Below are 19,291 nucleotides of genomic sequence, written 5' to 3' on the forward strand. Positions count from 1 at the left end.
GGGTGTGTTCCTTTCAGCTAAGGTCGCGGTGGCGGACCTGGACGTTCTTGAGGGTTTTTTGCAGCACCTGGCCCAGGCGCTCCGTCAGGTAGACGGAGCGGTGGTGACCGCCGGTGCAGCCGATGGCAATGGTGACATAGGCCCGATTACTGGCGGCGAAGCGCGGCAGCCATTTGAGCAAGTAGCTGGAAATGTCCTGGAACATCTCCTCTACATCCGGTTGTGCGGCCAGGTAATCGGCCACCGGCTGGTCCAAACCGGATTGTTCACGCAGCTCCGGCTTCCAGTAGGGGTTTGGCAGGCAGCGCACATCGAATACCAGGTCGGCATCCACCGGCATGCCTCGCTTGAAGCCAAACGACTCCACGAGAAACGCCGTGCCCGGCTCCGGCTGGTTCAACAGGCGCAGCTTTATGGCATCGCGCAACTGGTAAAGGTTAAGGCTGGTGGTGTTGATCTTGAGGTCGGCCAGGTCAATGATCGGCCCCAGCAGCTTGGTTTCGTCCTCAATGGCTTCGGCCAGCGAACGCTGGGCGCTGCTCAGAGGGTGACGCCGGCGGGTCTCGGAGAAGCGCTTGAGCAGGGTCTCTTCGTCGGCGTCCAGGTACAACACGTCACAATGGATATGCTTGGCGCGCACCTCCTCGAGCAGTTCGGGGAACCGCGAGAGGTGGCTTGGCAGATTGCGGGCGTCAATCGACACCGCGACCAGCGGCTGCGCCAGCTCCGTGTGGATCAGCGCGCGCTCGGCCAGTTCCGGCAGCAGGCCGGCGGGCAGGTTGTCGATACAGTAGAAACCGTTGTCCTCAAGAACGTTGAGGGCGGTGCTTTTACCCGAGCCGGAACGGCCGCTGACGATGATCAAACGCATGGTTACTGCCCGTTCTGTTCATCCAGGACAACCTGGTACAGCGCCTCGTTGCTGCTGGCACTGCGCAGCTTGTCGCGTACTTCCTTGCGGTCGAGCATGCTGGCGATCTGCCGAAGCAGTTCCAGGTGTGCATCGGTGGCGGCTTCCGGGACCAGCAGTACGAACAGCAGGTCGACCGGTGCACCATCGATGGCGTCGAAATCGATAGGAGCGTCCAGGTGCAGCAGCGCGCTGACCGGTGTCTCGCACCCTTTGAGGCGGCAGTGAGGAATGGCGATGCCGTTGCCAAAACCGGTGGAACCGAGTTTTTCACGGGCAATCAGGGCCTCGAAGACATCTTGCATCTCCAGTTCAGGCACTTGGCTGCTGATCAGGTTGGCAATTTGTTCGAGGGCGCGCTTTTTACTGCCGCCCGGCACGTTCACAAGGGAACGGCCGGGGGTCAGGATGGTTTCAAGTCGGATCATGGGGGGAGAGTTAACGACCTGTACCTTGCATCAGGTGCAGATTCTTTTCCTTATGCTTTTTGAGTTGGCGGTCAAGCTTGTCGGTGAGCAAGTCGATCGATGCATACATGTCTTCATGCTCGGCGTTAGCAACCACTTCGCCACCGGGAATCTGAAGGGTCGCCTCGATTTTCTGCTGAAGCTTATCGACCTTCATGATGACCTGCACATTGGTGATCTTGTCGAAATGTCCTTCAAGCTTCTTCAGCTTCTGCTCGACGTATTCGCGCATTGGAGGGGTGACTTCTACATGGTGTCCACTGATGTTGACTTGCATACAGCTTCTCCTTCGTTGCCAGTGCATAAAGCGACAGGTAAGGAATACCTGCCACTGGAACGCTGCGGCCCGCCCGTCACATCAAACGCTTACGCTCGCTGGAAGGCGCGATCCCTAGGGACTCGCGGTACTTGGCGACGGTTCGACGGGCGACCTGAATGCCTTGTGCCTCCAGTAAACCAGCGATCTTACTGTCACTCAATGGCTTTTTCTGATTTTCCGCGGCAACCAGTTTCTTGATGATCGCGCGGATCGCCGTGGACGAGCATTCGCCGCCTTCGGAGGTGCTCACATGGCTGGAGAAAAAGTATTTCAGCTCATATATACCTCGTGGGGTATGCATGAATTTTTGCGTCGTTACCCGGGAAATCGTCGATTCGTGCATGCCTACCGCCTCGGCGATGTCATGCAGCACCAGCGGCTTCATCGCTTCGTCGCCGTATTCCAGGAAACCGCGCTGGTGCTCGACGATCTGGGTGGCGACTTTCATCAGGGTTTCGTTGCGGCTCTGCAGGCTCTTGATGAACCAGCGCGCTTCCTGCAGCTGGTTACGCATGAAGGTATTGTCGGCGCTGGTATCGGCGCGGCGTACAAAACCTGCATATTGCGGATTGACCCGCAGACGCGGCACCGACTCCTGGTTCAACTCCACCAGCCAGCGCTCGTTGTCCTTGCGCACGATCACGTCGGGGACTACGTATTCGGCCTCGCTGGATTCGATCTGCGAGCCGGGGCGCGGGTTGAGGCTCTGTACCAGCTCGATGACCTGGCGCAGGTCGTCTTCCTTGAGCTTCATGCGGCGCATCAACTGGCTGTAGTCGCGGCTGCCCAGCAGGTCGATGTAATCGGTGACCAGACGCTGGGCCTCGGCGAGCCAGGCGGTCTTGGCCGGCAGCTGGCGCAGTTGCAGCAACAGGCATTCGCTGAGGTTGCGCGCGCCGATACCGGCGGGCTCGAATTGCTGGATGCGGTGCAGGACGGCTTCGATTTCGTCCAGCTCGATGTCCAGCTCCGGGTCGAACGCCTCGAGGATTTCCTCAAGGGTCTCGTCCAGGTAGCCTTGATTGTTGATGCAGTCGATCAGGGTCACGGCGATCAAGCGATCGGTGTCCGACATCGGTGCAAGGTTCAATTGCCACAGCAGATGGCTCTGCAAGCTCTCGCCAACCGACGTGCGGGTGGTGAAGTCCCACTCGTCATCGTCATTGCTGGGCAGGCTGCTGGCGCTGGTCTGGTAGACGTCTTCCCAGGCGGTATCGACGGGAAGTTCGTTGGGAATGCGTTCGTTCCAGTCGCCTTCCTCAAGGTTGTCCACCGTGGGGGCGGTCTCCTGGTAGGAGGGTTCCTGCACGTCGGAATTGGGTTTTTGCTCGATGTTGTCGGCCAGTGGGTCTGCATTATCGAAGTCGTCGCCTTCTTCCTGGCGTTCGAGCATCGGATTGGACTCCAGGGCCTCCTGGATTTCCTGTTGCAGGTCCAGGGTCGACAATTGGAGCAGGCGGATGGCCTGTTGCAGCTGCGGTGTCATCGTCAGCTGCTGGCCCATTCTCAGGACTAGCGATGGTTTCATGGCAGGGGCTTAACACCTTATTCGCCGGCGCAATGCGCCATCCACGACAGGGCGCGTGAGCGCCAAACATAAGCAAATTATATGCCTGATATCGGGGGCTTTGCCTAGAGCGCGGTAACAATAAAAATCCGGAGGTTTTCATTGACTCCCGCGCACCTTGGCAAACGGCCTTTCACCGCGTTTTTCAGACAGGCCGGCTTACAGGCGGAACTCATGACCCAGGTACACTTCCTTGACCAGTTCGTTGGCCAGGATGGTGGCGGAATCGCCTTCGGCGATCAGCTGGCCATCGTTGACGATATACGCGGTTTCGCAGATATCGAGAGTCTCGCGGACGTTGTGGTCGGTGATCAGCACGCCAATGCCCTTGGCCTTGAGGTGATGGATGATCTGCTTGATATCGCCCACCGAGATCGGGTCGACGCCGGCAAACGGTTCGTCCAGCAGGATGAACTTGGGTGCGGTGGCCAGGGCGCGGGCGATTTCCACACGACGACGCTCACCACCGGAGAGGCTCATGCCGAGGTTGTCGCGAATGTGGTTGATGTGGAATTCCTGCAGCAGGCTTTCCAGCTCCTTGCGGCGGCCGTCACGGTCGAGTTCCTTGCGGGTCTCGAGGATGGCCATGATGTTGTCGGCGACCGACAGTTTGCGAAAGATCGACGCTTCCTGCGGCAGGTAGCCAATACCGGCGCGGGCACGGCCGTGCATCGGCTGGTGGCTCACGTCCAGGTCATCGATCAATACACGACCCTGGTCCGCCTGGACCAGCCCGACGATCATGTAGAAGCAGGTGGTCTTGCCGGCGCCGTTGGGGCCAAGCAAGCCGACGATCTGGCCGCTGTCGATCGACAGGCTGACGTCGCGCACGACCTGACGGCTTTTGTAGGCCTTGGCCAGATGCTGGGCTTTCAGGGTTGCCATTACTCGGCCTTCTTCTTCGGCTGGATGACCATGTCGATGCGTGGGCGTGGCGCGCTGACCTTGGTGCCGTTGGCGCGGCCCGCCTGCGCAACCTGGGTCTGGGTGTTGTAAACGATCTTCTCCCCTTCGGTGGAGTTACCGTCAGCACTCAGTACCTTGGCCTGGTCGATCAGAACGATGCGATTTTGCTGCGCATGATATTGGATAGTCTTGCCATAGCCCTTCATAGGGCCAGGATCTTCAGCCTTTTGCTTCTGTTCGAAGTAAGCCAGATTGCCTACCGAAGTCACCACGTCGATGTCGCCGGACTGCGTGCGAGTCAGTGTCACCGTGTTGCCGGTGATCTTCATCGAGCCCTGGGTGATGATCACGCCGCCTGTATAGGTGGCGACGCCTTGCTTATCGTCCAGTTGCGCATCGTCAGCCGAAATGTGGATCGGCTGCTGGCTATCGTTCGGCAGAGCCCAGGCGCTCACGCTTCCCAGTGCTGCGCCCAGGCCGAGCAAAATAGGGAGAGTTTTAACGAGCCTCATACTGTCCTCTTACGTTCGATAGCAGGTGTATCCTGCTTTCTTTCAAATACGCTTTCATTCCCTTGCCAGTCGATACACCGCCAGCGCCGTCGATTCTAACGTTTTGCTCGGTCTGCGCATATTGCTTCTGCGGGAATACGGTCATGCGACTGCTGGTAATCACGGTCTCACGTTTTTTATCATCAGTGCGCGCGATGCGCACCGAGTCGATCAGTTCCACCTCGGTACCGTCCGGGTTGACCTCGCCACGCTTGCTGGTGACGTGCCACGGGAACTCGGTGCCGCGGTAAATGTTCATGTCGGGGTTGGTCAGCAGCGTGATTTCACTGGCTTTGACATGCTCGACCTTATCCGAGGTCATTTCGTATTGCACCTTGCCATCGGGCAGGAACTGCACGCTCCTGGCATTAGTGGCGTAATAGTCGATAGCGCCTTCGTCAACCTGCGCGGCAGGCTGGTCGAGAAAGCGCTCCGGGCTGATATTCCAGTAGCCCACCGCCAGGAACAGCGCGGCGATGACCCCGAATAGCAGGAAGTTGCGAATCTTTTTGCTCAGCATAAAACGCTCTATAAGTAGGCGGCGTTGGCCGCTTCAAGGCTGCCCTGGGCACGCAGGATCAGCTCGCAGAACTCGCGGGCGGCGCCTTCACCGCCACGGGCGGTGGTGATGCCATGGGCGTGCTCGCGAACAAACGCCGCCGCATTGGCGACGGCCATGCCCAGGCCCACACGGCGAATCACCGGCAGGTCGGGAAGGTCGTCGCCCAGGTAGGCGACCTGCTCATAGCTTAGGTTGAGTTGGCCAAGAAGCTCGTCCAGGACCACCAGTTTATCCTCGCGGCCCTGATACAGGTGAGCAATTCCCAGGTTTTGTGCGCGGCGTTCCACAACCGGGGTTTTCCGGCCGCTGATAATCGCCGTTTGCACGCCCGCCGCCATCAGCATCTTGATGCCCAGGCCGTCGAGGGTGTTGAAGGTCTTGAATTCGCTGCCGTCCTCGAGAAAATACAGGCGTCCATCGGTCAGCACGCCGTCAACGTCGAAAATCGCCAGCTTGATGTTCTTGCCGCGTTGCAACAGGTCGCTGCTCATTTACATCACTCCCGCACGCAGCAAGTCGTGCATGTTCAGGGCGCCAATCGGACGGTCGTCACTATTGACCACCACCAATGCGCCGATCTTGTGGTCTTCCATGATCTTCAATGCTTCGGCTGCGAGCATTTCAGGGCGAGCGGTCTTGCCGTGGGGCGTCATCACCGCATCAATGGTGGCGGTGTGAATATCGATGGCGCGGTCCAGGGTGCGGCGCAAATCACCGTCGGTGAATACGCCGGCCAGGCGTCCGTCGGCTTCCAGGATTACAGTCATGCCCAGGCCCTTGCGGGTCATTTCCATCAGCGCGTCCTTCAGCAGCGTGCCGCGCTGGACATGGGGCAGTTCATCGCCCGAGTGCATGACGTTTTCGACTTTCAACAGCAAACGACGGCCCAGGGCGCCGCCCGGGTGCGAAAACGCGAAGTCCTCAGCAGTAAACCCACGGGCTTCCAGCAGCGCCACGGCCAGGGCGTCGCCCATGACCAGCGCGGCGGTGGTGGAGGAGGTCGGCGCCAGGTTCAGCGGGCAGGCCTCATGGGCCACGTGAACGTTGAGGTTCACTTCGGCGGCCTTGGCCAGCGTCGATTCCGGATTGCCGGTGACGCTGATCATCTGGATGCCCAGGCGCTTGATCAGCGGCAGCAGGGTCACGATTTCGTTGGTGGTGCCGGAGTTGGATAGGGCCAGGATGATGTCATCCTTGGTGATCATGCCCATGTCGCCGTGGCTGGCCTCGGCCGGGTGCACGAAGAACGCGGTGGTCCCGGTGCTGGCCAGCGTGGCGGCGATCTTGTTGCCGACGTGACCCGACTTGCCCATGCCGACCACGACCACGCGGCCCTTGCTGGCCAGAATCATCTCGCAGGCGCGTACGAAATCTGCGTCGATATGGGCCAGCAAGCCTTCCACGGCTTCAAGCTCGAGGCGGATGGTGCGTTGCGCGGATTGGATAAGGTCGCTGGATTGGCTCATGTCTGGAATCGTATAGCCTGACGAAAAGTCGGCGATTATAACGGTAATGATCAATTCCCTCACGCAAGTTCGTCAGGGTTTATGCGTGATGCGCTTGAGATTCATCTCAAGCAACGTTTTTTCCTTGTCTTCAATCCGAACTAGCGCTGTTCCGGCCTTGGGCGCCTTGTACCAGCAGTGATATAGTTCGCCGCCAGTTCGGTCCGCCCTGCCCATGCGGCAACTAATGCGCAGCTATTGCACCAACGTTGCAAACGTTTGTCGCAAGCGTGGTGTCTGAGTGAGAGGCTGCATCCCAAGGAGTTTAGATGAGTGCCGATAACGCCTACGCGGTCGAGCTGAAGGGACTTTCCTTCAAGCGCGGGACGCGCAGCATCTTCAATAATGTCGATATCCGCATTCCCCGCGGCAAGGTCACGGGCATCATGGGGCCTTCCGGCAGCGGCAAGACCACCCTGTTGCGCCTGATGGGCATGCAATTGCGCCCCAGCGCCGGCGAAGTGTGGGTCAACGGCCAGAACCTGCCGACCCTGTCGCGCAGCGATCTGTTCGACGCGCGCAAGCACATGGGTGTGCTCTTTCAGAGTGGCGCACTGTTCACCGACCTCGATGTGTTCGAGAACGTGGCCTTTCCGTTGCGGGTGCATACCCAGCTGCCTGATGAAATGATTCGTGACATTGTGTTGCTGAAATTGCAGGCCGTAGGCCTTCGCGGTGCCATCGACCTGATGCCCGACGAACTGTCCGGCGGCATGAAGCGTCGTGTCGCCCTGGCGCGTGCCATCGCCCTCGACCCGCAGATACTCATGTACGACGAACCCTTTGTCGGTCAGGATCCCATCGCCATGGGCGTGCTGGTGCGTCTGATCCGGTTGCTCAACGATGCGCTGGGCATTACCAGCATCGTGGTGTCCCATGATCTTGCAGAAACCGCGAGCATTGCCGATTACCTATATGTAGTGGGCGATGGCCAGGTGCTGGGCCAGGGCACGCCCGAGGAACTGATGAACGCCGACAACCCGCGCATTCGCCAATTCATGACCGGCGATCCCGATGGCCCTGTGCCTTTTCACTTTCCGGCAGCGGATTACCGCTCAGATCTTCTGGGGAAGCGCTGATGCGCAAGACATCTCTCATCGAGAAGGTTCGCCTTTTCGGTCGCTCGGGCATCGACGTTGTCGAAGTGCTGGGCCGTTCGACGATTTTCCTGTTTCACGCCTTGCTTGGCCGTGGTGGCATTGGCGGCGGTTTTGGCCTGCTGATCAAGCAGCTGCATTCAGTTGGCGTGATGTCGCTGGTCATTATTGTGGTGTCGGGTATCTTCATCGGCATGGTGCTGGCGTTGCAGGGCTTCAATATCCTTTCCGGCTACGGTTCGGAGCAGGCCGTTGGGCAGATGGTCGCCCTGACGCTGTTGCGCGAACTCGGGCCGGTGGTTACGGCATTGCTGTTTGCGGGTCGCGCCGGTTCTGCGCTGACCGCCGAAATCGGCAACATGAAGTCCACCGAGCAATTGTCCAGCCTGGAAATGATTGGCGTGGACCCGCTCAAGTATATTGTTGCGCCGCGCCTGTGGGCCGGCTTCATTTCCCTGCCTCTGCTGGCGATGATCTTCAGCGTGGTGGGTATCTGGGGCGGTTCGTGGGTGGCGGTTGACTGGTTGGGCGTCTACGACGGCTCCTACTGGGGCAACATGCAAAACAGCGTGACCTTCAGCGGTGACGTGCTCAACGGCATCATAAAGAGCATCGTCTTCGCCTTTGTAGTGACCTGGATCGCCGTATTCCAAGGCTACGACTGTGAACCCACCTCAGAAGGGATCAGTCGCGCCACCACCAAGACCGTTGTGTACGCCTCGCTGGCGGTACTGGGCCTTGACTTCATTTTGACCGCCTTGATGTTTGGAGATTTCTGATGCAAAACCGCACTGTGGAAATCGGTGTCGGCCTTTTCTTGCTGGCTGGCATCCTGGCTTTACTGTTGTTGGCCCTGCGAGTCAGCGGCCTGTCGGCCAGCCCCACCGCCGATACTTATAAACTTTACGCGTACTTCGACAATATCGCCGGTTTGACTGTCAGAGCTAAGGTGACCATGGCCGGTGTAACGATCGGCAAGGTCACGGCAATCGATCTGGACCGCGACAGCTTCACCGGTCGAGTGACCATGCAACTGGATAAGAAGGTGGATAACCTGCCGACCGACTCCACTGCATCTATCCTCACCGCGGGTTTGCTGGGCGAGAAATACATCGGTGTCAGCGTGGGCGGGGAAACAGCCCTGCTCAAGGATGGTTCGACAATCCACGACACACAGTCGTCGCTGGTGCTTGAAGACCTGATCGGTAAATTCCTGCTTAATACGGTCAATAAAGACGCCAAATGAGGAATCTGTACATGATCTCTACCTTGCGACGTGGCCTCCTGGTACTGCTTGCAGCGCTGCCCTTGATGGCCAACGCAGCAGGTTCTGCGCACGAACTGGTGCAGGACACGACCAACAAGATGTTGGCTGACCTGTCAGCCAACAAGGAAAAGTACAAACAGGATCCCACCCAGTTCTACAACGCGCTCAACACGATTGTTGGCCCGGTGGTCGATGCCGAGGGCATCTCGCGCAGCATCATGACGGTCAAGTATTCGCGCAAGGCAACGCCTGCGCAGATGCAGACCTTCCAGGAAAACTTCAAGAAAGGCCTGTTCCAGTTCTACGGGAACGCGCTGCTTGAGTACAACAACCAGGGTATTACCGTCGCACCCGCCGGCGATGAGTCAGGTGATCGCACCAGCGTGAACATGAGCGTCAAGGGCAACAACGGCGCCGTCTACCCTGTGCAGTACACGCTGGAGAAGGTCAACGGCGAGTGGAAGCTGCGTAACGTGATCATCAACGGCATCAACATTGGCAAGCTGTTCCGTGATCAGTTCGCCGATGCCATGCAGCGCAATGGCAACGACCTGGACAAAACCATCAATGGTTGGGCCGGCGAAGTCGCCAAAGCCAAGGAAGAAACCGATAAAGCTGCCGGGAAGCCCGCGCAATGACCGAGTCGGCCGTTCGTCTCGGCGACGCCGGCGAGTTGTTTATCAGCGGCGTGCTGGATTACCGCACCGGGCTCGGCCTGCGCAAGCAGGGCCAGGCACTGATCAAGACCAGCACTGCGCCTGCGTTGGTGCTGGATTGTTCGGCGGTGACCAAGTCCAGCAGTGTCGGTTTATCGCTGCTACTGTGCTTCATGCGTGACGCGCAAGCAGCCAAAAAATCGGTCAGCATCCGCGCAATGCCGGAAGACATGCGCGAAATTGCCGAGGTTTCCGGCTTGAACGAGTTGTTGATGCATCCTTAATACACATTATTAGAGAAGCCCCCCGTCAGAGTCCTGCCATGCGGGGTTCGCAGGCGCGGGGCTTTTTTGTATGATGTGCGACCCGCGCGCACTGGGCGCCGATAGAGGTTGAGCATGCAGGCCCTAGAAGTTAAGAGCTTTCTTGAAGGAAAGCTGCCGGAAACGACCGTAGAAGTTGAAGGCGAAGGCTGCAACTTCCAGCTGAACGTGATTAGCGATGAACTGGCGGCACTTAGCCCCGTCAAGCGTCAGCAGCAGATCTATGCCCATTTGAACCCGTGGATCACCGATGGCAGCATCCATGCGGTCACTATGAAATTTTTCAGCCGCGCGGCCTGGGCCGAGCGCACCTGAGCCCCCAAGGCGTCGAGAGTTCTTATGGATAAATTGATTATTACCGGCGGTGCCCGCCTTGATGGCGAGATTCGCATCTCCGGTGCAAAAAACTCCGCCTTGCCGATCCTGGCAGCGACCCTGCTGTGTGATGGCCCGGTGACCGTGGCCAACCTGCCGCACCTGCACGACATCACCACCATGATCGAGCTGTTCGGTCGTATGGGCATCGAGCCTGTGATCGACGAAAAGCTCTCGGTTGAAATCGACCCACGCACCATCAAGACCCTGATCGCCCCGTACGAACTGGTGAAAACCATGCGTGCGTCGATCCTGGTGCTCGGCCCGATGGTGGCGCGTTTCGGCGAAGCCGAAGTTGCACTGCCTGGCGGTTGCGCCATCGGCTCGCGTCCGGTTGACCTGCACATTCGTGGCCTGGAAGCCATGGGCGCAATCATTGACGTCGAAGGCGGCTACATCAAGGCCAAGGCGCCGGAAGGCGGCCTGCGTGGCGCGAGCTTCTTCTTTGATACCGTCAGCGTGACCGGTACCGAGAACATCATGATGGCCGCTGCCCTGGCCAAAGGCCGCAGCGTGCTGCAAAACGCCGCGCGCGAGCCGGAAGTGGTTGACCTGGCCAACTTCCTGAACGCCATGGGCGCGAAGGTTTCCGGTGCCGGCACCGACACCATCACCATCGATGGTGTTGAGCGTCTGCACACCGCAACCTACAAAGTCATGCCCGACCGCATCGAGACCGGTACCTACCTGGTTGCCGCCGCCGTCACCGGTGGCCGTGTCAAGGTCAAGGACACCGATCCGACCATCCTGGAAGCGGTCCTGGAAAAACTGCGCGAAGCCGGTGCCGAAATCACTACCGGTGAAGACTGGATCGAACTGAACATGCACGGCAAGCGGCCTAAAGCCGTTAACGTGCGTACCGCTCCGTACCCGGCGTTCCCGACCGACATGCAGGCACAGTTCATTTCCCTGAACGCAATTGCCGAGGGCACCGGTGCGGTGATCGAGACCATCTTCGAAAACCGCTTCATGCACGTGTATGAACTGCATCGCATGGGCGCGAAGATCCAGGTCGAAGGCAACACCGCCATCGTGACCGGCACCGAAAAACTCAAGGGCGCGCCAGTCATGGCGACCGACCTGCGGGCTTCGGCCAGCCTGGTGATCTCGGCGCTGATTGCCGAAGGCGATACGCTGATCGACCGCATCTACCACATCGACCGTGGTTATGAGTGCATCGAAGAGAAACTGCAGATGCTCGGCGCCAAAATTCGCCGCGTACCAGGCTAGTCCCTGGGGTTGTAATGGTGGTGGGAGGGTACGCTCTCTCACCACAGGATTTGTTTCAAATCGAGGCTGTAATGGCCTCGATCTGTGTCTGGCGCCGTATGCGACCAGGCAGCAATAGCCTGATGAAGGATTGACGTTTCCCATGTTGACCATCGCACTGTCCAAGGGCCGCATCCTTGACGACACTTTGCCGCTTCTGGCTGAAGCGGGCATCGTGCCAACCGAGAATCCGGACAAGAGCCGCAAGCTGATCATCCCCACGACCCAGGACGACGTTCGTCTGTTGATCGTACGGGCTACCGACGTGCCGACCTACGTTGAACATGGCGCGGCCGATCTGGGCGTGGCCGGCAAAGACGTATTGATGGAATACGGCGGCCAGGGCCTGTACGAGCCTCTGGACCTGCGTATCGCCCTGTGCAAGCTGATGACCGCCGGCCGTGTCGGCGACGTCGAGCCAAAAGGGCGCCTGCGCGTGGCCACCAAGTTCGTCAACGTTGCCAAGCGCTACTACGCCGAGCAAGGCCGTCAGGTCGACATCATCAAGCTCTACGGCTCGATGGAGCTGGCGCCGCTGATCGGCCTGGCCGACAAGATCATCGACGTGGTCGACACCGGCAACACCCTGCGCGCCAATGGCCTGGAACCCCAGGATTTCATTGCCGACATCAGCTCCCGCCTGATCGTCAACAAAGCTTCGATGAAAATGCAGCACGCCCGTATCCAGGCGTTGATCGACACCCTGCGCACCGCAGTGGAGTCTCGACACCGCGGTTGACTCACCTGCGTAGCCAAAGGCTGCGCCCGTCTATCCGCCTCATAGCCAGAATTCTCAGGTGCCCAAGCGGAGCGAACGGTAGTTTAGGGCGCCTGAGTTTTTGCCAATCCTATGAGGCCCTCGCTATGACCACGTCCACTGCAATTGCCCGACTCAACGCTGCCGACCCGGATTTCGCCCATCATCTGGATCATCTGCTGAGCTGGGAAAGCGTGTCCGACGACTCGGTCAACCTGCGCGTGCTCGACATCATCAAGGCCGTGCGCGAGCGCGGTGACGCGGCCCTGGTGGACTTTACCCGCCAGTTCGACGGCCTGGACGTCCAGTCGATGTCCGACCTGATCCTGCCCCGTGAACGTCTGGAACTGGCCCTGACGCGCATCACCGCGCCACAGCGCGAAGCCCTCGAAGTGGCGGCTGCGCGGGTGCGCAGCTACCACGAAAAACAGAAACAGGACTCCTGGAGCTACACCGAGGCCGACGGCACCGTACTGGGCCAGAAGGTCACGCCGCTGGACCGTGCGGGCCTGTACGTGCCGGGTGGCAAAGCCTCATACCCCTCGTCGGTGCTGATGAACGCGATCCCGGCCAAAGTGGCGGGCGTGACCGAAGTGGTCATGGTCGTGCCGACCCCGCGCGGCGAAATCAACGAACTGGTGCTCGCGGCTGCCTGCATCGCCGGTGTCGACCGGGTCTTCACCATCGGTGGCGCCCAGGCGGTCGCGGCGCTGGCCTACGGCACCGAAAGCGTGCCGAAGGTCGACAAAGTGGTCGGCCCCGGCAACATCTACGTCGCCACCGCCAAGCGTCACGTGTTTGGCCAAGTTGGGATCGACATGATCGCCGGCCCGTCGGAAATTCTGGTGGTGTGCGATGGCCAGACCGACCCGGACTGGATCGCCATGGACCTGTTTTCCCAGGCCGAGCACGACGAAGACGCCCAGGCGATCCTGGTCAGCCCCGACGCCGAGTTCCTCGACAAGGTGGCCGCCAGCATCGACAAGCTGCTGCCGACCATGGATCGCACCGAAATCATCGAAAAGTCGATCAATGCCCGTGGCGCGTTGATCCTGGTGCGCGACATGGACCAGGCTATCGAAGTGGCCAACCGTATCGCCCCGGAACACCTGGAATTGTCCGTGGCTGACCCGCAAGCCTGGCTGCCGTCGATTCGTCACGCCGGCGCGATCTTCATGGGCCGTCATACCAGCGAAGCCCTGGGCGACTACTGCGCGGGCCCCAACCACGTGCTGCCGACCTCCGGCACCGCGCGGTTCTCGTCGCCGCTGGGGGTGTATGACTTCCAGAAGCGCTCGTCGATTATCTTCTGCTCGCCACAAGGCGCTTCCGAGCTGGGCAAGACCGCATCGGTCCTGGCCCGCGGCGAGTCCCTGAGCGCCCACGCCCGCAGCGCCGAATACCGCATCCTTGAAGAGGGGAACTGAGACATGAGCAAATTCTGGAGCCCCTTCGTCAAGGATCTCGTGCCTTACGTACCCGGCGAGCAGCCGAAACTGACCAAGCTGGTCAAGCTCAACACCAATGAAAACCCCTATGGTCCGTCGGCCAAGGCATTGGCGGCGATGCAGGCCGAGTTGAACGACAACCTGCGCCTGTACCCGGACCCCAACAGCGACCTGCTCAAGCAGGCGGTGGCCAGGTATTACGGGATCGACGCCGGCAAAGTGTTCCTCGGCAACGGGTCCGACGAGGTCCTCGCGCATATCTTCCACGGCCTGTTCCAGCACGATTTGCCACTGCTGTTTCCGGATATCAGCTACAGCTTCTACCCGGTCTACTGCGGCCTCTATGGCATAAAGTCCGACCCGGTGCCGCTGGACGAACAGTTCCAGATCCGCGTGGCAGACTATGCCAAGCCCAACGGTGGGATCATCTTCCCCAACCCGAACGCGCCGACCGGCTGCGTGCTGGCGCTGGACGCGGTGGAACAGATCCTCAAGGCCAGCCCGGATTCGGTAGTGGTGGTGGATGAAGCCTATATCGACTTCGGTGGCGAGACGGCCATCAGCCTGGTGGACCGCTACCCCAACCTGCTGGTGACACAGACGCTGTCCAAATCGCGCTCACTGGCCGGTTTGCGCGTAGGCCTGGCCGTGGGCCACCCGGACCTCATCGAGGCGCTGGAGCGGGTCAAGAACAGCTTCAACTCCTATCCGCTGGATCGTCTGGCGATTGTCGGCGCGGCGGCGGCGTTCGATGACCGCGAGTATTTCGAGAAAACTTGCCGATTGGTCATCGACAGCCGAGACAAGGTGGTCGCACAGCTCGAAGGCAAAGGCTTTGAAGTCCTGCCGTCGGCAGCCAACTTCATCTTTGCGCGTCACCCACGGCACGACGCCGCCGGCCTGGCGGCCAAGTTGCGTGAGCAAGGGGTGATTGTGCGGCACTTCAAGCAGGCGCGGATTGCGCAGTTCCTGCGGATCAGCATCGGTACGCCGGAGCAGAACCAGGCGTTGATCGATGGGCTGGGTGAGCTCTAAGCCACACTGAAGATCAAAAATGTGGGAGCGGGCTTGCTCGCGAAAGCGGAGTGTCAGTCGATACATGTTTGACTGATGCACCGCCTTCGCGAGCAAGCCCGCTCCCACATTTGGTTTTGTCGCGTTACTTAGAGCAACGGCTCATCCGGCTTCTTGGTCTTCCAGCCATCATTGCCCGGCAGCAGCAGGTTCAAGCCAATCGCTACCACCGCACACAGGGCGATGCCCTTGAGGCCGAAATCATCCGGGCCGTCGCCGGTACCGACCAGCACACCGCCAATCCCGAATACCAACGTCACCGACACAATCACCAGGTTGCGCGCCTCGCCGAGGTCGATCCTGTGGCGGATCAGGGTGTTCATGCCCACCGCCGCAATCGAACCGAACAGCAGGCACAGGATCCCGCCCATCACCGGCACCGGTATGCTCTGCAGCAATGCGCCGAACTTGCCGATAAACGCCAGGCTGATGGCAAACACTGCCGCCCAGGTCATGATCTTCGGGTTGTAGTTCTTGGTCAGCATCACCGCACCGGTCACTTCGGCGTAGGTGGTGTTTGGCGGGCCGCCAAACAGGCCGGCGGCCGTGGTGGCAATGCCGTCACCCAGCAGGGTGCGGTGCAGGCCGGGCTTCTTCAGGTAGTCGCGACCGGTCACGCTGCCCACCGCAATCACACCGCCGATATGTTCGATCGCCGGGGCCAGGGCCACCGGGACGATAAACAGGATCGCCTGCCAGTTGAATTCCGGCGCGGTGAAGTGGGGCAGGGCGAACCAGGGCGCGGCGGCGATCTTCGCCGTGTCGACCACGCCAAAGTAGAACGCCATGGCAAAACCCACCAGCACGCCGGAAATGATCGGCACCAGGCGGAAAATGCCCTTGCCGAATACCGCGACGATCAAGGTGGTGAGCAGCGCAGGCATGGAGATCATCATGGCGGTCTGGTAATGGATCAGCTCGGCACCGTCGCCGGACTTGCCCATTGCCATGTTCGCGGCAATCGGCGCCATCGCCAGGCCGATGGAAATGATCACCGGCCCGATCACCACCGGCGGCAGCAGCCGGTCGATAAAACCGGTGCCTTTGATCTTCACCGCCGCGCCGAGGAAGGTGTAGACGAACCCGGCCGCCATCACCCCGCCCATGGTCGCCGCGAGGCCGAACTGGTCCTTGGCGAGAATGATCGGGGTAATGAAGGCAAAGCTCGACGCCAGGAAAACCGGCACCTGGCGCCCGGTCACCACCTGGAACAACAGCGTGCCCAGGCCCGCGGTGAACAGTGCGACGTTTGGATCAAGGCCTGTGATCAGCGGCATCAACACCAGCGCGCCAAATGCCACGAAGAGCATTTGTGCGCCAGACAGGATCTGGCGCCAAAGCGGGTCGTTGAATTCATCCTGCATGCTCAACCGTCCTTCTGCTTGGTGCCGAAGATCTTGTCACCGGCATCGCCAAGGCCTGGGATGATGTAGCCGTGTTCGTTCAAGCGTTCGTCGATGGACGCCGTGTAGATCTGCACGTCCGGGTGAGCTTTCTCGACGGCGGCAATGCCTTCGGGCGCCGCCACCAGCACCATGGCGCGGATGTCCTTGCAGCCGGCTTTTTTCAGCAGGTCGATGGTGGCGACCATGGAACTGCCGGTGGCGAGCATCGGGTCGATGATCATGGCCAGGCGCTCATCGATTTCCGGGACGAGTTTTTCCAGGTAGGTGTGGGCCTGCAAGGTTTGTTCATTGCGGGCCACGCCCACGGCGCTGACCTTGGCGCCCGGGATCAGGCTGAGGACGCCTTCGAGCATGCCGATACCGGCGCGCAGGATAGGCACGACGGTGATCTTCTTACCGGCGATTTTCTCGACCTGGACGGTGCCCGCCCAGCCTTGAATATCGTAGGTTTCCAAGGGCAGATCCTTGGTGGCTTCGTAAGTGAGCAACGCTCCGACTTCCTGAGCAAGCTCACGGAAATTCTTCGTGCTAATGTCGGCGCGGCGCATAAGGCCGAGTTTGTGTCGGATCAGCGGGTGGCGGATCTCGCGAGTGGGCATGGGAAAGGCTCCGGCGGCGGGCAAAAAAACCGGCCTAGATTAATCTATCCGAGGGTGTTGTCCTATAGACATCACCTACGTTAGTCCATAAAGGCTTGCTCGGAGCGCATGAGAAGCGTACCTTCGCCCGCTTTTCTTGCCACAGCACCCCTTGGAGAGCGCCATGTCCGCTGATCTCGAGCATATCCGTCAAATCATGCGCGAGGCTGACTGCCTGTACACCGAAGCGCAAGTCGAAGAGGCGATCGCCAAGGTCGGCGCACACATCACCCGCGAAATGGCCGACACCAACCCAGTGGTTTTCTGTGTGATGAACGGTGGTTTAATTTTCGCCGGTAAATTGCTGACTCATCTGCAATTCCCGCTGGAAGCGTCCTACCTGCACGCCACCCGCTATCGCAACGAAACCACCGGCGGCGACCTGTTCTGGAAAGCCAAGCCGGAAGTCTCGTTCATCGATCGCGACGTGCTGATCATCGACGACATCCTCGACGAAGGTCACACCCTGGGCGCGATCATCGACTTCTGCAAACACGCCGGTGCGCGTAAAGTGCACACCGCCGTGCTGATCGACAAAGACCACGACCGCAAGGCGCGCCCGGACCTGAAGGCCGATTACGTTGGCTTGCCGTGCATTGACCGCTACATCTTCGGTTACGGCATGGACTACAAAGGTTACTGGCGCAACGCCAATGGCATCTTCGCCGTCAAAGGGATGTAAACCATGACCCGCTTTCTTGATCAGACGTTGTTTGCCGAGCTGGCCGAGAAAGCGGCCGCCAGCCCCCGTGGCCGGCATCACCACAATTTCCACCAGATGGACGAGCCGTGCCACCGCCTGGCCGTGGGCCTGCAACCCAGCACCTATGTGCCGCCGCATCGGCACCTGAGCGTGGACAAAGCCGAAACCTTGCTGGTGCTCCAGGGTAGCCTGGGCTTGCTGGTGTTCAGCGAAACCGGCGAAGTGCTCGCCAGGCGCGTGATGCAGGCGGGCGGTGAATGTTCCGGCGTCGATCTGCCGCCCGGTGTGTTTCACGGCCTGGTGGTGCTGGCGCCTGACACCGTGATGTTCGAATGCAAGGCCGGGCCTTATCGTCCGGTAGGCGAGGGTGAATTGGCTGAGTGGGCGCCGCGTGAAGGCGATGCGGGCGTGGCCGAGTATCAACGCTGGATGCTCGCCCAGTTCGATTGAGCTACAGTGCTGGGCTATCTCGCACGGAGCGGCCCATGAACCTGTTTTTGATACGCACCTGCGCCGCCCTGGCGCTGACCCTGAGTTTGCCCCTGGTTGCCGCCCCGGCGCTGATGCACAGCCAGTTCCTGCCGCCCGACGACCTTACCCTGCGTACCGAAACCCCTGACCAGCAGCAATTGCTGCAGGTCACCGAGTACGCGGTGGTGGTGGGCAACCAGCGCCAGTCCAATCAGCAACCGATCCCGGTGACCTCGCCGCTGGTGGTCCGCCTCAAGGGCAAGTCCCTGAACAAAGGCGCGACCATCAGCCAGGTGGTGCTCAATTTTGACGCCGAGAGCAAAAGCCTGAAAAAGCCGGTGTACGACGACAAGAGCAAAACCTTGACCTTGTCTTACCCCGTTGCCCAATACCGAGTCATCGTTGATTTGCTGCGCAATGACGCGGTGTATGTACAGTTTCTCAGTTATGCCAATGGGCATGTCTGGGCGGATCTGCATACCGGTTCTGTTCGCGCACGGTAGCAAGAACCCAGAATAAGCAAATGTGGGAGCGGGCTTGCTCGCGAATACGGTGTATCAGTTAAAGATAAGTTGGATGACCCACCGCATTCGCGAGCAAGCCCGCTCCCACATGGGGTCTGCGTCGCTTCCGAAGCTTGCGCGCCGCAGGTAAACTGCTGCTCCGTGTAATGTTTGCAGGCTGGAGTCGGTAAATGCGTAAAGATAAGAAACAGGTGATTGGCGACGAAATCGGCGACGATCAGATCAAGTTGTTCCTGAACTTCGAGCCGGTCGACGCAACCTCACCTTCCCTGCACAAACTGATCAAGGCCTACCGTGGCCTGCGTATCGACGATTTCGAGCGTTTCCTGGGCTTTTTCAAGGAAGCCGGCCTGGACCTCGACGGCAAGGATGAGCAAGGCCAGACGTTCGTCGACCTGATCAGGGACCAGCGCAACGCCGCTGAGTACATCGAGCTGATCGACAACGCTCGCGGCTGATTTTCCGAGCCCATGAAAAAACGCCCCGAGGGGCGTTT

At 59.9% G+C, this 19,291-nt stretch carries 25 protein-coding genes; 14 read left to right on the forward strand and 11 right to left on the reverse strand.

Translation table 11 applies throughout. The features are described 5' to 3' along the window. Positions 1–13: 13 nt before the first annotated feature. The 9 genes from rapZ to H0Z09_RS05785 all read right to left on the reverse strand — a co-directional run bounded on the left by rapZ (position 14) and on the right by H0Z09_RS05785 (position 6,748). The gene (rapZ, locus tag H0Z09_RS05745) at positions 14–871 is read right to left on the reverse strand and encodes an RNase adapter RapZ (RefSeq protein ID WP_076951178.1); all 858 of its coding nucleotides are present in this window, start codon (positions 869–871) and stop codon (positions 14–16) included. A gap of 2 nt (positions 872–873) precedes the next feature. After that, positions 874–1,338 carry a PTS IIA-like nitrogen regulatory protein PtsN gene (gene ptsN / locus H0Z09_RS05750; protein WP_076951179.1) on the reverse strand — a complete coding sequence of 155 codons (465 nt, stop codon included), beginning with the start codon at positions 1,336–1,338 and terminating at the stop codon, positions 874–876. A gap of 10 nt (positions 1,339–1,348) precedes the next feature. Beyond that, positions 1,349–1,654: a ribosome-associated translation inhibitor RaiA gene (gene raiA / locus H0Z09_RS05755; RefSeq protein WP_057724572.1), complete on the reverse strand. Its 306-nt coding sequence runs from the start codon at positions 1,652–1,654 to the stop codon at positions 1,349–1,351. Between the two features lie 76 nt (positions 1,655–1,730). Further along, positions 1,731–3,224 carry an RNA polymerase factor sigma-54 gene (locus H0Z09_RS05760; protein ID WP_076951180.1) on the reverse strand — a complete coding sequence of 498 codons (1,494 nt, stop codon included), beginning with the start codon at positions 3,222–3,224 and terminating at the stop codon, positions 1,731–1,733. A gap of 198 nt (positions 3,225–3,422) precedes the next feature. Then, positions 3,423–4,148, reverse strand: coding sequence for an LPS export ABC transporter ATP-binding protein (gene lptB, locus H0Z09_RS05765; RefSeq protein WP_003171806.1), 726 nt, complete (start codon positions 4,146–4,148; stop codon positions 3,423–3,425). After that, on the reverse strand, positions 4,148–4,681 hold the full coding sequence (lptA, locus tag H0Z09_RS05770) for a lipopolysaccharide transport periplasmic protein LptA (protein WP_076951181.1): 534 nt from the start codon (positions 4,679–4,681) through the stop codon (positions 4,148–4,150). Before lptA ends, lptB begins: the two co-directional genes overlap by 1 nt. Continuing rightward, positions 4,668–5,240 carry an LPS export ABC transporter periplasmic protein LptC gene (lptC, locus tag H0Z09_RS05775; protein ID WP_076951182.1) on the reverse strand — a complete coding sequence of 191 codons (573 nt, stop codon included), beginning with the start codon at positions 5,238–5,240 and terminating at the stop codon, positions 4,668–4,670. The genes lptA and lptC overlap by 14 nt, the downstream gene beginning before the upstream one ends. An 8-nt stretch (positions 5,241–5,248) precedes the next feature. After that, a complete protein-coding gene (locus H0Z09_RS05780) occupies positions 5,249–5,773 on the reverse strand; it encodes an HAD family hydrolase (protein ID WP_076951183.1) in 525 nt (174 codons plus the stop codon). Further along, positions 5,774–6,748, reverse strand: a complete 975-nt coding sequence (locus H0Z09_RS05785) for a KpsF/GutQ family sugar-phosphate isomerase (RefSeq protein ID WP_076951184.1) — start codon at positions 6,746–6,748, stop codon at positions 5,774–5,776. It abuts the gene before it with no gap. Positions 6,749–7,056: 308 nt separating this feature from the next. Between H0Z09_RS05785 and H0Z09_RS05790 the strand changes: the two genes are divergently transcribed. The 10 genes from H0Z09_RS05790 to hisC all read left to right on the forward strand — a co-directional run bounded on the left by H0Z09_RS05790 (position 7,057) and on the right by hisC (position 15,014). Continuing rightward, entirely contained in the window at positions 7,057–7,866 is an 810-nt protein-coding gene (locus tag H0Z09_RS05790) for an ATP-binding cassette domain-containing protein (RefSeq protein ID WP_076951185.1), read from the forward strand. Then, positions 7,866–8,663 (forward strand): lipid asymmetry maintenance ABC transporter permease subunit MlaE, encoded by a 798-nt coding sequence (gene mlaE, locus H0Z09_RS05795; RefSeq protein WP_076951186.1) that lies wholly within the window; start codon positions 7,866–7,868, stop codon positions 8,661–8,663. The genes H0Z09_RS05790 and mlaE overlap by 1 nt, the downstream gene beginning before the upstream one ends. Further along, positions 8,663–9,130 (forward strand): outer membrane lipid asymmetry maintenance protein MlaD, encoded by a 468-nt coding sequence (gene mlaD / locus H0Z09_RS05800; RefSeq protein WP_003171814.1) that lies wholly within the window; start codon positions 8,663–8,665, stop codon positions 9,128–9,130. Before mlaE ends, mlaD begins: the two co-directional genes overlap by 1 nt. Before the next feature lie 11 nt (positions 9,131–9,141). Next, the gene (locus H0Z09_RS05805; protein WP_076951188.1) at positions 9,142–9,789 is read left to right on the forward strand and encodes an ABC transporter substrate-binding protein; all 648 of its coding nucleotides are present in this window, start codon (positions 9,142–9,144) and stop codon (positions 9,787–9,789) included. Next, positions 9,786–10,091: an STAS domain-containing protein gene (locus H0Z09_RS05810; RefSeq protein ID WP_186688337.1), complete on the forward strand. Its 306-nt coding sequence runs from the start codon at positions 9,786–9,788 to the stop codon at positions 10,089–10,091. Before H0Z09_RS05805 ends, H0Z09_RS05810 begins: the two co-directional genes overlap by 4 nt. Before the next feature lie 114 nt (positions 10,092–10,205). Further along, a complete protein-coding gene (locus H0Z09_RS05815) occupies positions 10,206–10,445 on the forward strand; it encodes a BolA family protein (RefSeq protein ID WP_003188597.1) in 240 nt (79 codons plus the stop codon). Between the two features lie 24 nt (positions 10,446–10,469). After that, a complete protein-coding gene (gene murA / locus H0Z09_RS05820) occupies positions 10,470–11,735 on the forward strand; it encodes a UDP-N-acetylglucosamine 1-carboxyvinyltransferase (RefSeq protein ID WP_186688339.1) in 1,266 nt (421 codons plus the stop codon). 142 nt (positions 11,736–11,877) lie between these two features. Next, a complete protein-coding gene (gene hisG, locus H0Z09_RS05825; RefSeq protein WP_003171824.1) occupies positions 11,878–12,513 on the forward strand; it encodes an ATP phosphoribosyltransferase in 636 nt (211 codons plus the stop codon). Between the two features lie 125 nt (positions 12,514–12,638). Beyond that, entirely contained in the window at positions 12,639–13,958 is a 1,320-nt protein-coding gene (hisD, locus tag H0Z09_RS05830; RefSeq protein WP_186688341.1) for a histidinol dehydrogenase, read from the forward strand. A gap of 3 nt (positions 13,959–13,961) precedes the next feature. Continuing rightward, positions 13,962–15,014, forward strand: coding sequence for a histidinol-phosphate transaminase (gene hisC, locus H0Z09_RS05835; protein ID WP_186688344.1), 1,053 nt, complete (start codon positions 13,962–13,964; stop codon positions 15,012–15,014). A gap of 128 nt (positions 15,015–15,142) precedes the next feature. Here the strand turns inward: hisC and H0Z09_RS05840 are convergent, their stop codons facing one another. Both H0Z09_RS05840 and upp read right to left on the reverse strand, forming a co-directional pair. Continuing rightward, positions 15,143–16,417, reverse strand: a complete 1,275-nt coding sequence (locus tag H0Z09_RS05840) for a uracil-xanthine permease family protein (RefSeq protein WP_076951194.1) — start codon at positions 16,415–16,417, stop codon at positions 15,143–15,145. A 2-nt stretch (positions 16,418–16,419) separates the two neighbouring features. Then, positions 16,420–17,058 carry a uracil phosphoribosyltransferase gene (gene upp, locus H0Z09_RS05845; RefSeq protein WP_076951195.1) on the reverse strand — a complete coding sequence of 213 codons (639 nt, stop codon included), beginning with the start codon at positions 17,056–17,058 and terminating at the stop codon, positions 16,420–16,422. 163 nt (positions 17,059–17,221) lie between these two features. On the opposite strand from upp, the gene H0Z09_RS05850 reads away from it, so the two are divergent. The 4 genes from H0Z09_RS05850 (at position 17,222) to H0Z09_RS05865 (ending at position 19,253) form a co-directional block, all read left to right on the forward strand. Then, positions 17,222–17,779, forward strand: a complete 558-nt coding sequence (locus tag H0Z09_RS05850; protein ID WP_034102221.1) for a hypoxanthine-guanine phosphoribosyltransferase — start codon at positions 17,222–17,224, stop codon at positions 17,777–17,779. A gap of 3 nt (positions 17,780–17,782) precedes the next feature. Next, on the forward strand, positions 17,783–18,250 hold the full coding sequence (locus H0Z09_RS05855; protein WP_186688346.1) for a WbuC family cupin fold metalloprotein: 468 nt from the start codon (positions 17,783–17,785) through the stop codon (positions 18,248–18,250). A gap of 35 nt (positions 18,251–18,285) precedes the next feature. Continuing rightward, positions 18,286–18,774, forward strand: coding sequence for a hypothetical protein (locus tag H0Z09_RS05860; protein ID WP_186688350.1), 489 nt, complete (start codon positions 18,286–18,288; stop codon positions 18,772–18,774). 191 nt (positions 18,775–18,965) lie between these two features. Then, on the forward strand, positions 18,966–19,253 hold the full coding sequence (locus H0Z09_RS05865) for a PA4642 family protein (RefSeq protein WP_076951198.1): 288 nt from the start codon (positions 18,966–18,968) through the stop codon (positions 19,251–19,253). Positions 19,254–19,291 lie beyond the last annotated feature (38 nt).

The sequence above is a fragment of the Pseudomonas sp. SWRI18 genome (assembly GCF_014268345.1).
Taxonomy (GTDB): domain Bacteria; phylum Pseudomonadota; class Gammaproteobacteria; order Pseudomonadales; family Pseudomonadaceae; genus Aquipseudomonas; species Aquipseudomonas cedrina.

Coding starts and splice junctions, on each gene's coding strand:
- mlaD (WP_003171814.1), top strand. CDS start 8,663: ATGCAAAACCGCACTGTGGAAATCGGTGTCGGCCTTTTCTTGCTGGCT.
- raiA (WP_057724572.1), bottom strand. CDS start 1,654: ATGCAAGTCAACATCAGTGGACACCATGTAGAAGTCACCCCTCCAATG.
- rapZ (WP_076951178.1), bottom strand. CDS start 871: ATGCGTTTGATCATCGTCAGCGGCCGTTCCGGCTCGGGTAAAAGCACC.
- lptB (WP_003171806.1), bottom strand. CDS start 4,148: ATGGCAACCCTGAAAGCCCAGCATCTGGCCAAGGCCTACAAAAGCCGT.
- H0Z09_RS05805 (WP_076951188.1), top strand. CDS start 9,142: ATGATCTCTACCTTGCGACGTGGCCTCCTGGTACTGCTTGCAGCGCTG.
- H0Z09_RS05790 (WP_076951185.1), top strand. CDS start 7,057: ATGAGTGCCGATAACGCCTACGCGGTCGAGCTGAAGGGACTTTCCTTC.
- H0Z09_RS05840 (WP_076951194.1), bottom strand. CDS start 16,417: ATGCAGGATGAATTCAACGACCCGCTTTGGCGCCAGATCCTGTCTGGC.
- H0Z09_RS05780 (WP_076951183.1), bottom strand. CDS start 5,773: ATGAGCAGCGACCTGTTGCAACGCGGCAAGAACATCAAGCTGGCGATT.
- lptC (WP_076951182.1), bottom strand. CDS start 5,240: ATGCTGAGCAAAAAGATTCGCAACTTCCTGCTATTCGGGGTCATCGCC.
- H0Z09_RS05760 (WP_076951180.1), bottom strand. CDS start 3,224: ATGAAACCATCGCTAGTCCTGAGAATGGGCCAGCAGCTGACGATGACA.
- mlaE (WP_076951186.1), top strand. CDS start 7,866: ATGCGCAAGACATCTCTCATCGAGAAGGTTCGCCTTTTCGGTCGCTCG.
- H0Z09_RS05810 (WP_186688337.1), top strand. CDS start 9,786: ATGACCGAGTCGGCCGTTCGTCTCGGCGACGCCGGCGAGTTGTTTATC.
- murA (WP_186688339.1), top strand. CDS start 10,470: ATGGATAAATTGATTATTACCGGCGGTGCCCGCCTTGATGGCGAGATT.
- hisC (WP_186688344.1), top strand. CDS start 13,962: ATGAGCAAATTCTGGAGCCCCTTCGTCAAGGATCTCGTGCCTTACGTA.
- hisD (WP_186688341.1), top strand. CDS start 12,639: ATGACCACGTCCACTGCAATTGCCCGACTCAACGCTGCCGACCCGGAT.
- H0Z09_RS05865 (WP_076951198.1), top strand. CDS start 18,966: ATGCGTAAAGATAAGAAACAGGTGATTGGCGACGAAATCGGCGACGAT.
- lptA (WP_076951181.1), bottom strand. CDS start 4,681: ATGAGGCTCGTTAAAACTCTCCCTATTTTGCTCGGCCTGGGCGCAGCA.
- H0Z09_RS05855 (WP_186688346.1), top strand. CDS start 17,783: ATGACCCGCTTTCTTGATCAGACGTTGTTTGCCGAGCTGGCCGAGAAA.
- H0Z09_RS05860 (WP_186688350.1), top strand. CDS start 18,286: ATGAACCTGTTTTTGATACGCACCTGCGCCGCCCTGGCGCTGACCCTG.
- H0Z09_RS05850 (WP_034102221.1), top strand. CDS start 17,222: ATGTCCGCTGATCTCGAGCATATCCGTCAAATCATGCGCGAGGCTGAC.
- hisG (WP_003171824.1), top strand. CDS start 11,878: ATGTTGACCATCGCACTGTCCAAGGGCCGCATCCTTGACGACACTTTG.
- H0Z09_RS05785 (WP_076951184.1), bottom strand. CDS start 6,748: ATGAGCCAATCCAGCGACCTTATCCAATCCGCGCAACGCACCATCCGC.
- ptsN (WP_076951179.1), bottom strand. CDS start 1,338: ATGATCCGACTTGAAACCATCCTGACCCCCGGCCGTTCCCTTGTGAAC.
- upp (WP_076951195.1), bottom strand. CDS start 17,058: ATGCCCACTCGCGAGATCCGCCACCCGCTGATCCGACACAAACTCGGC.
- H0Z09_RS05815 (WP_003188597.1), top strand. CDS start 10,206: ATGCAGGCCCTAGAAGTTAAGAGCTTTCTTGAAGGAAAGCTGCCGGAA.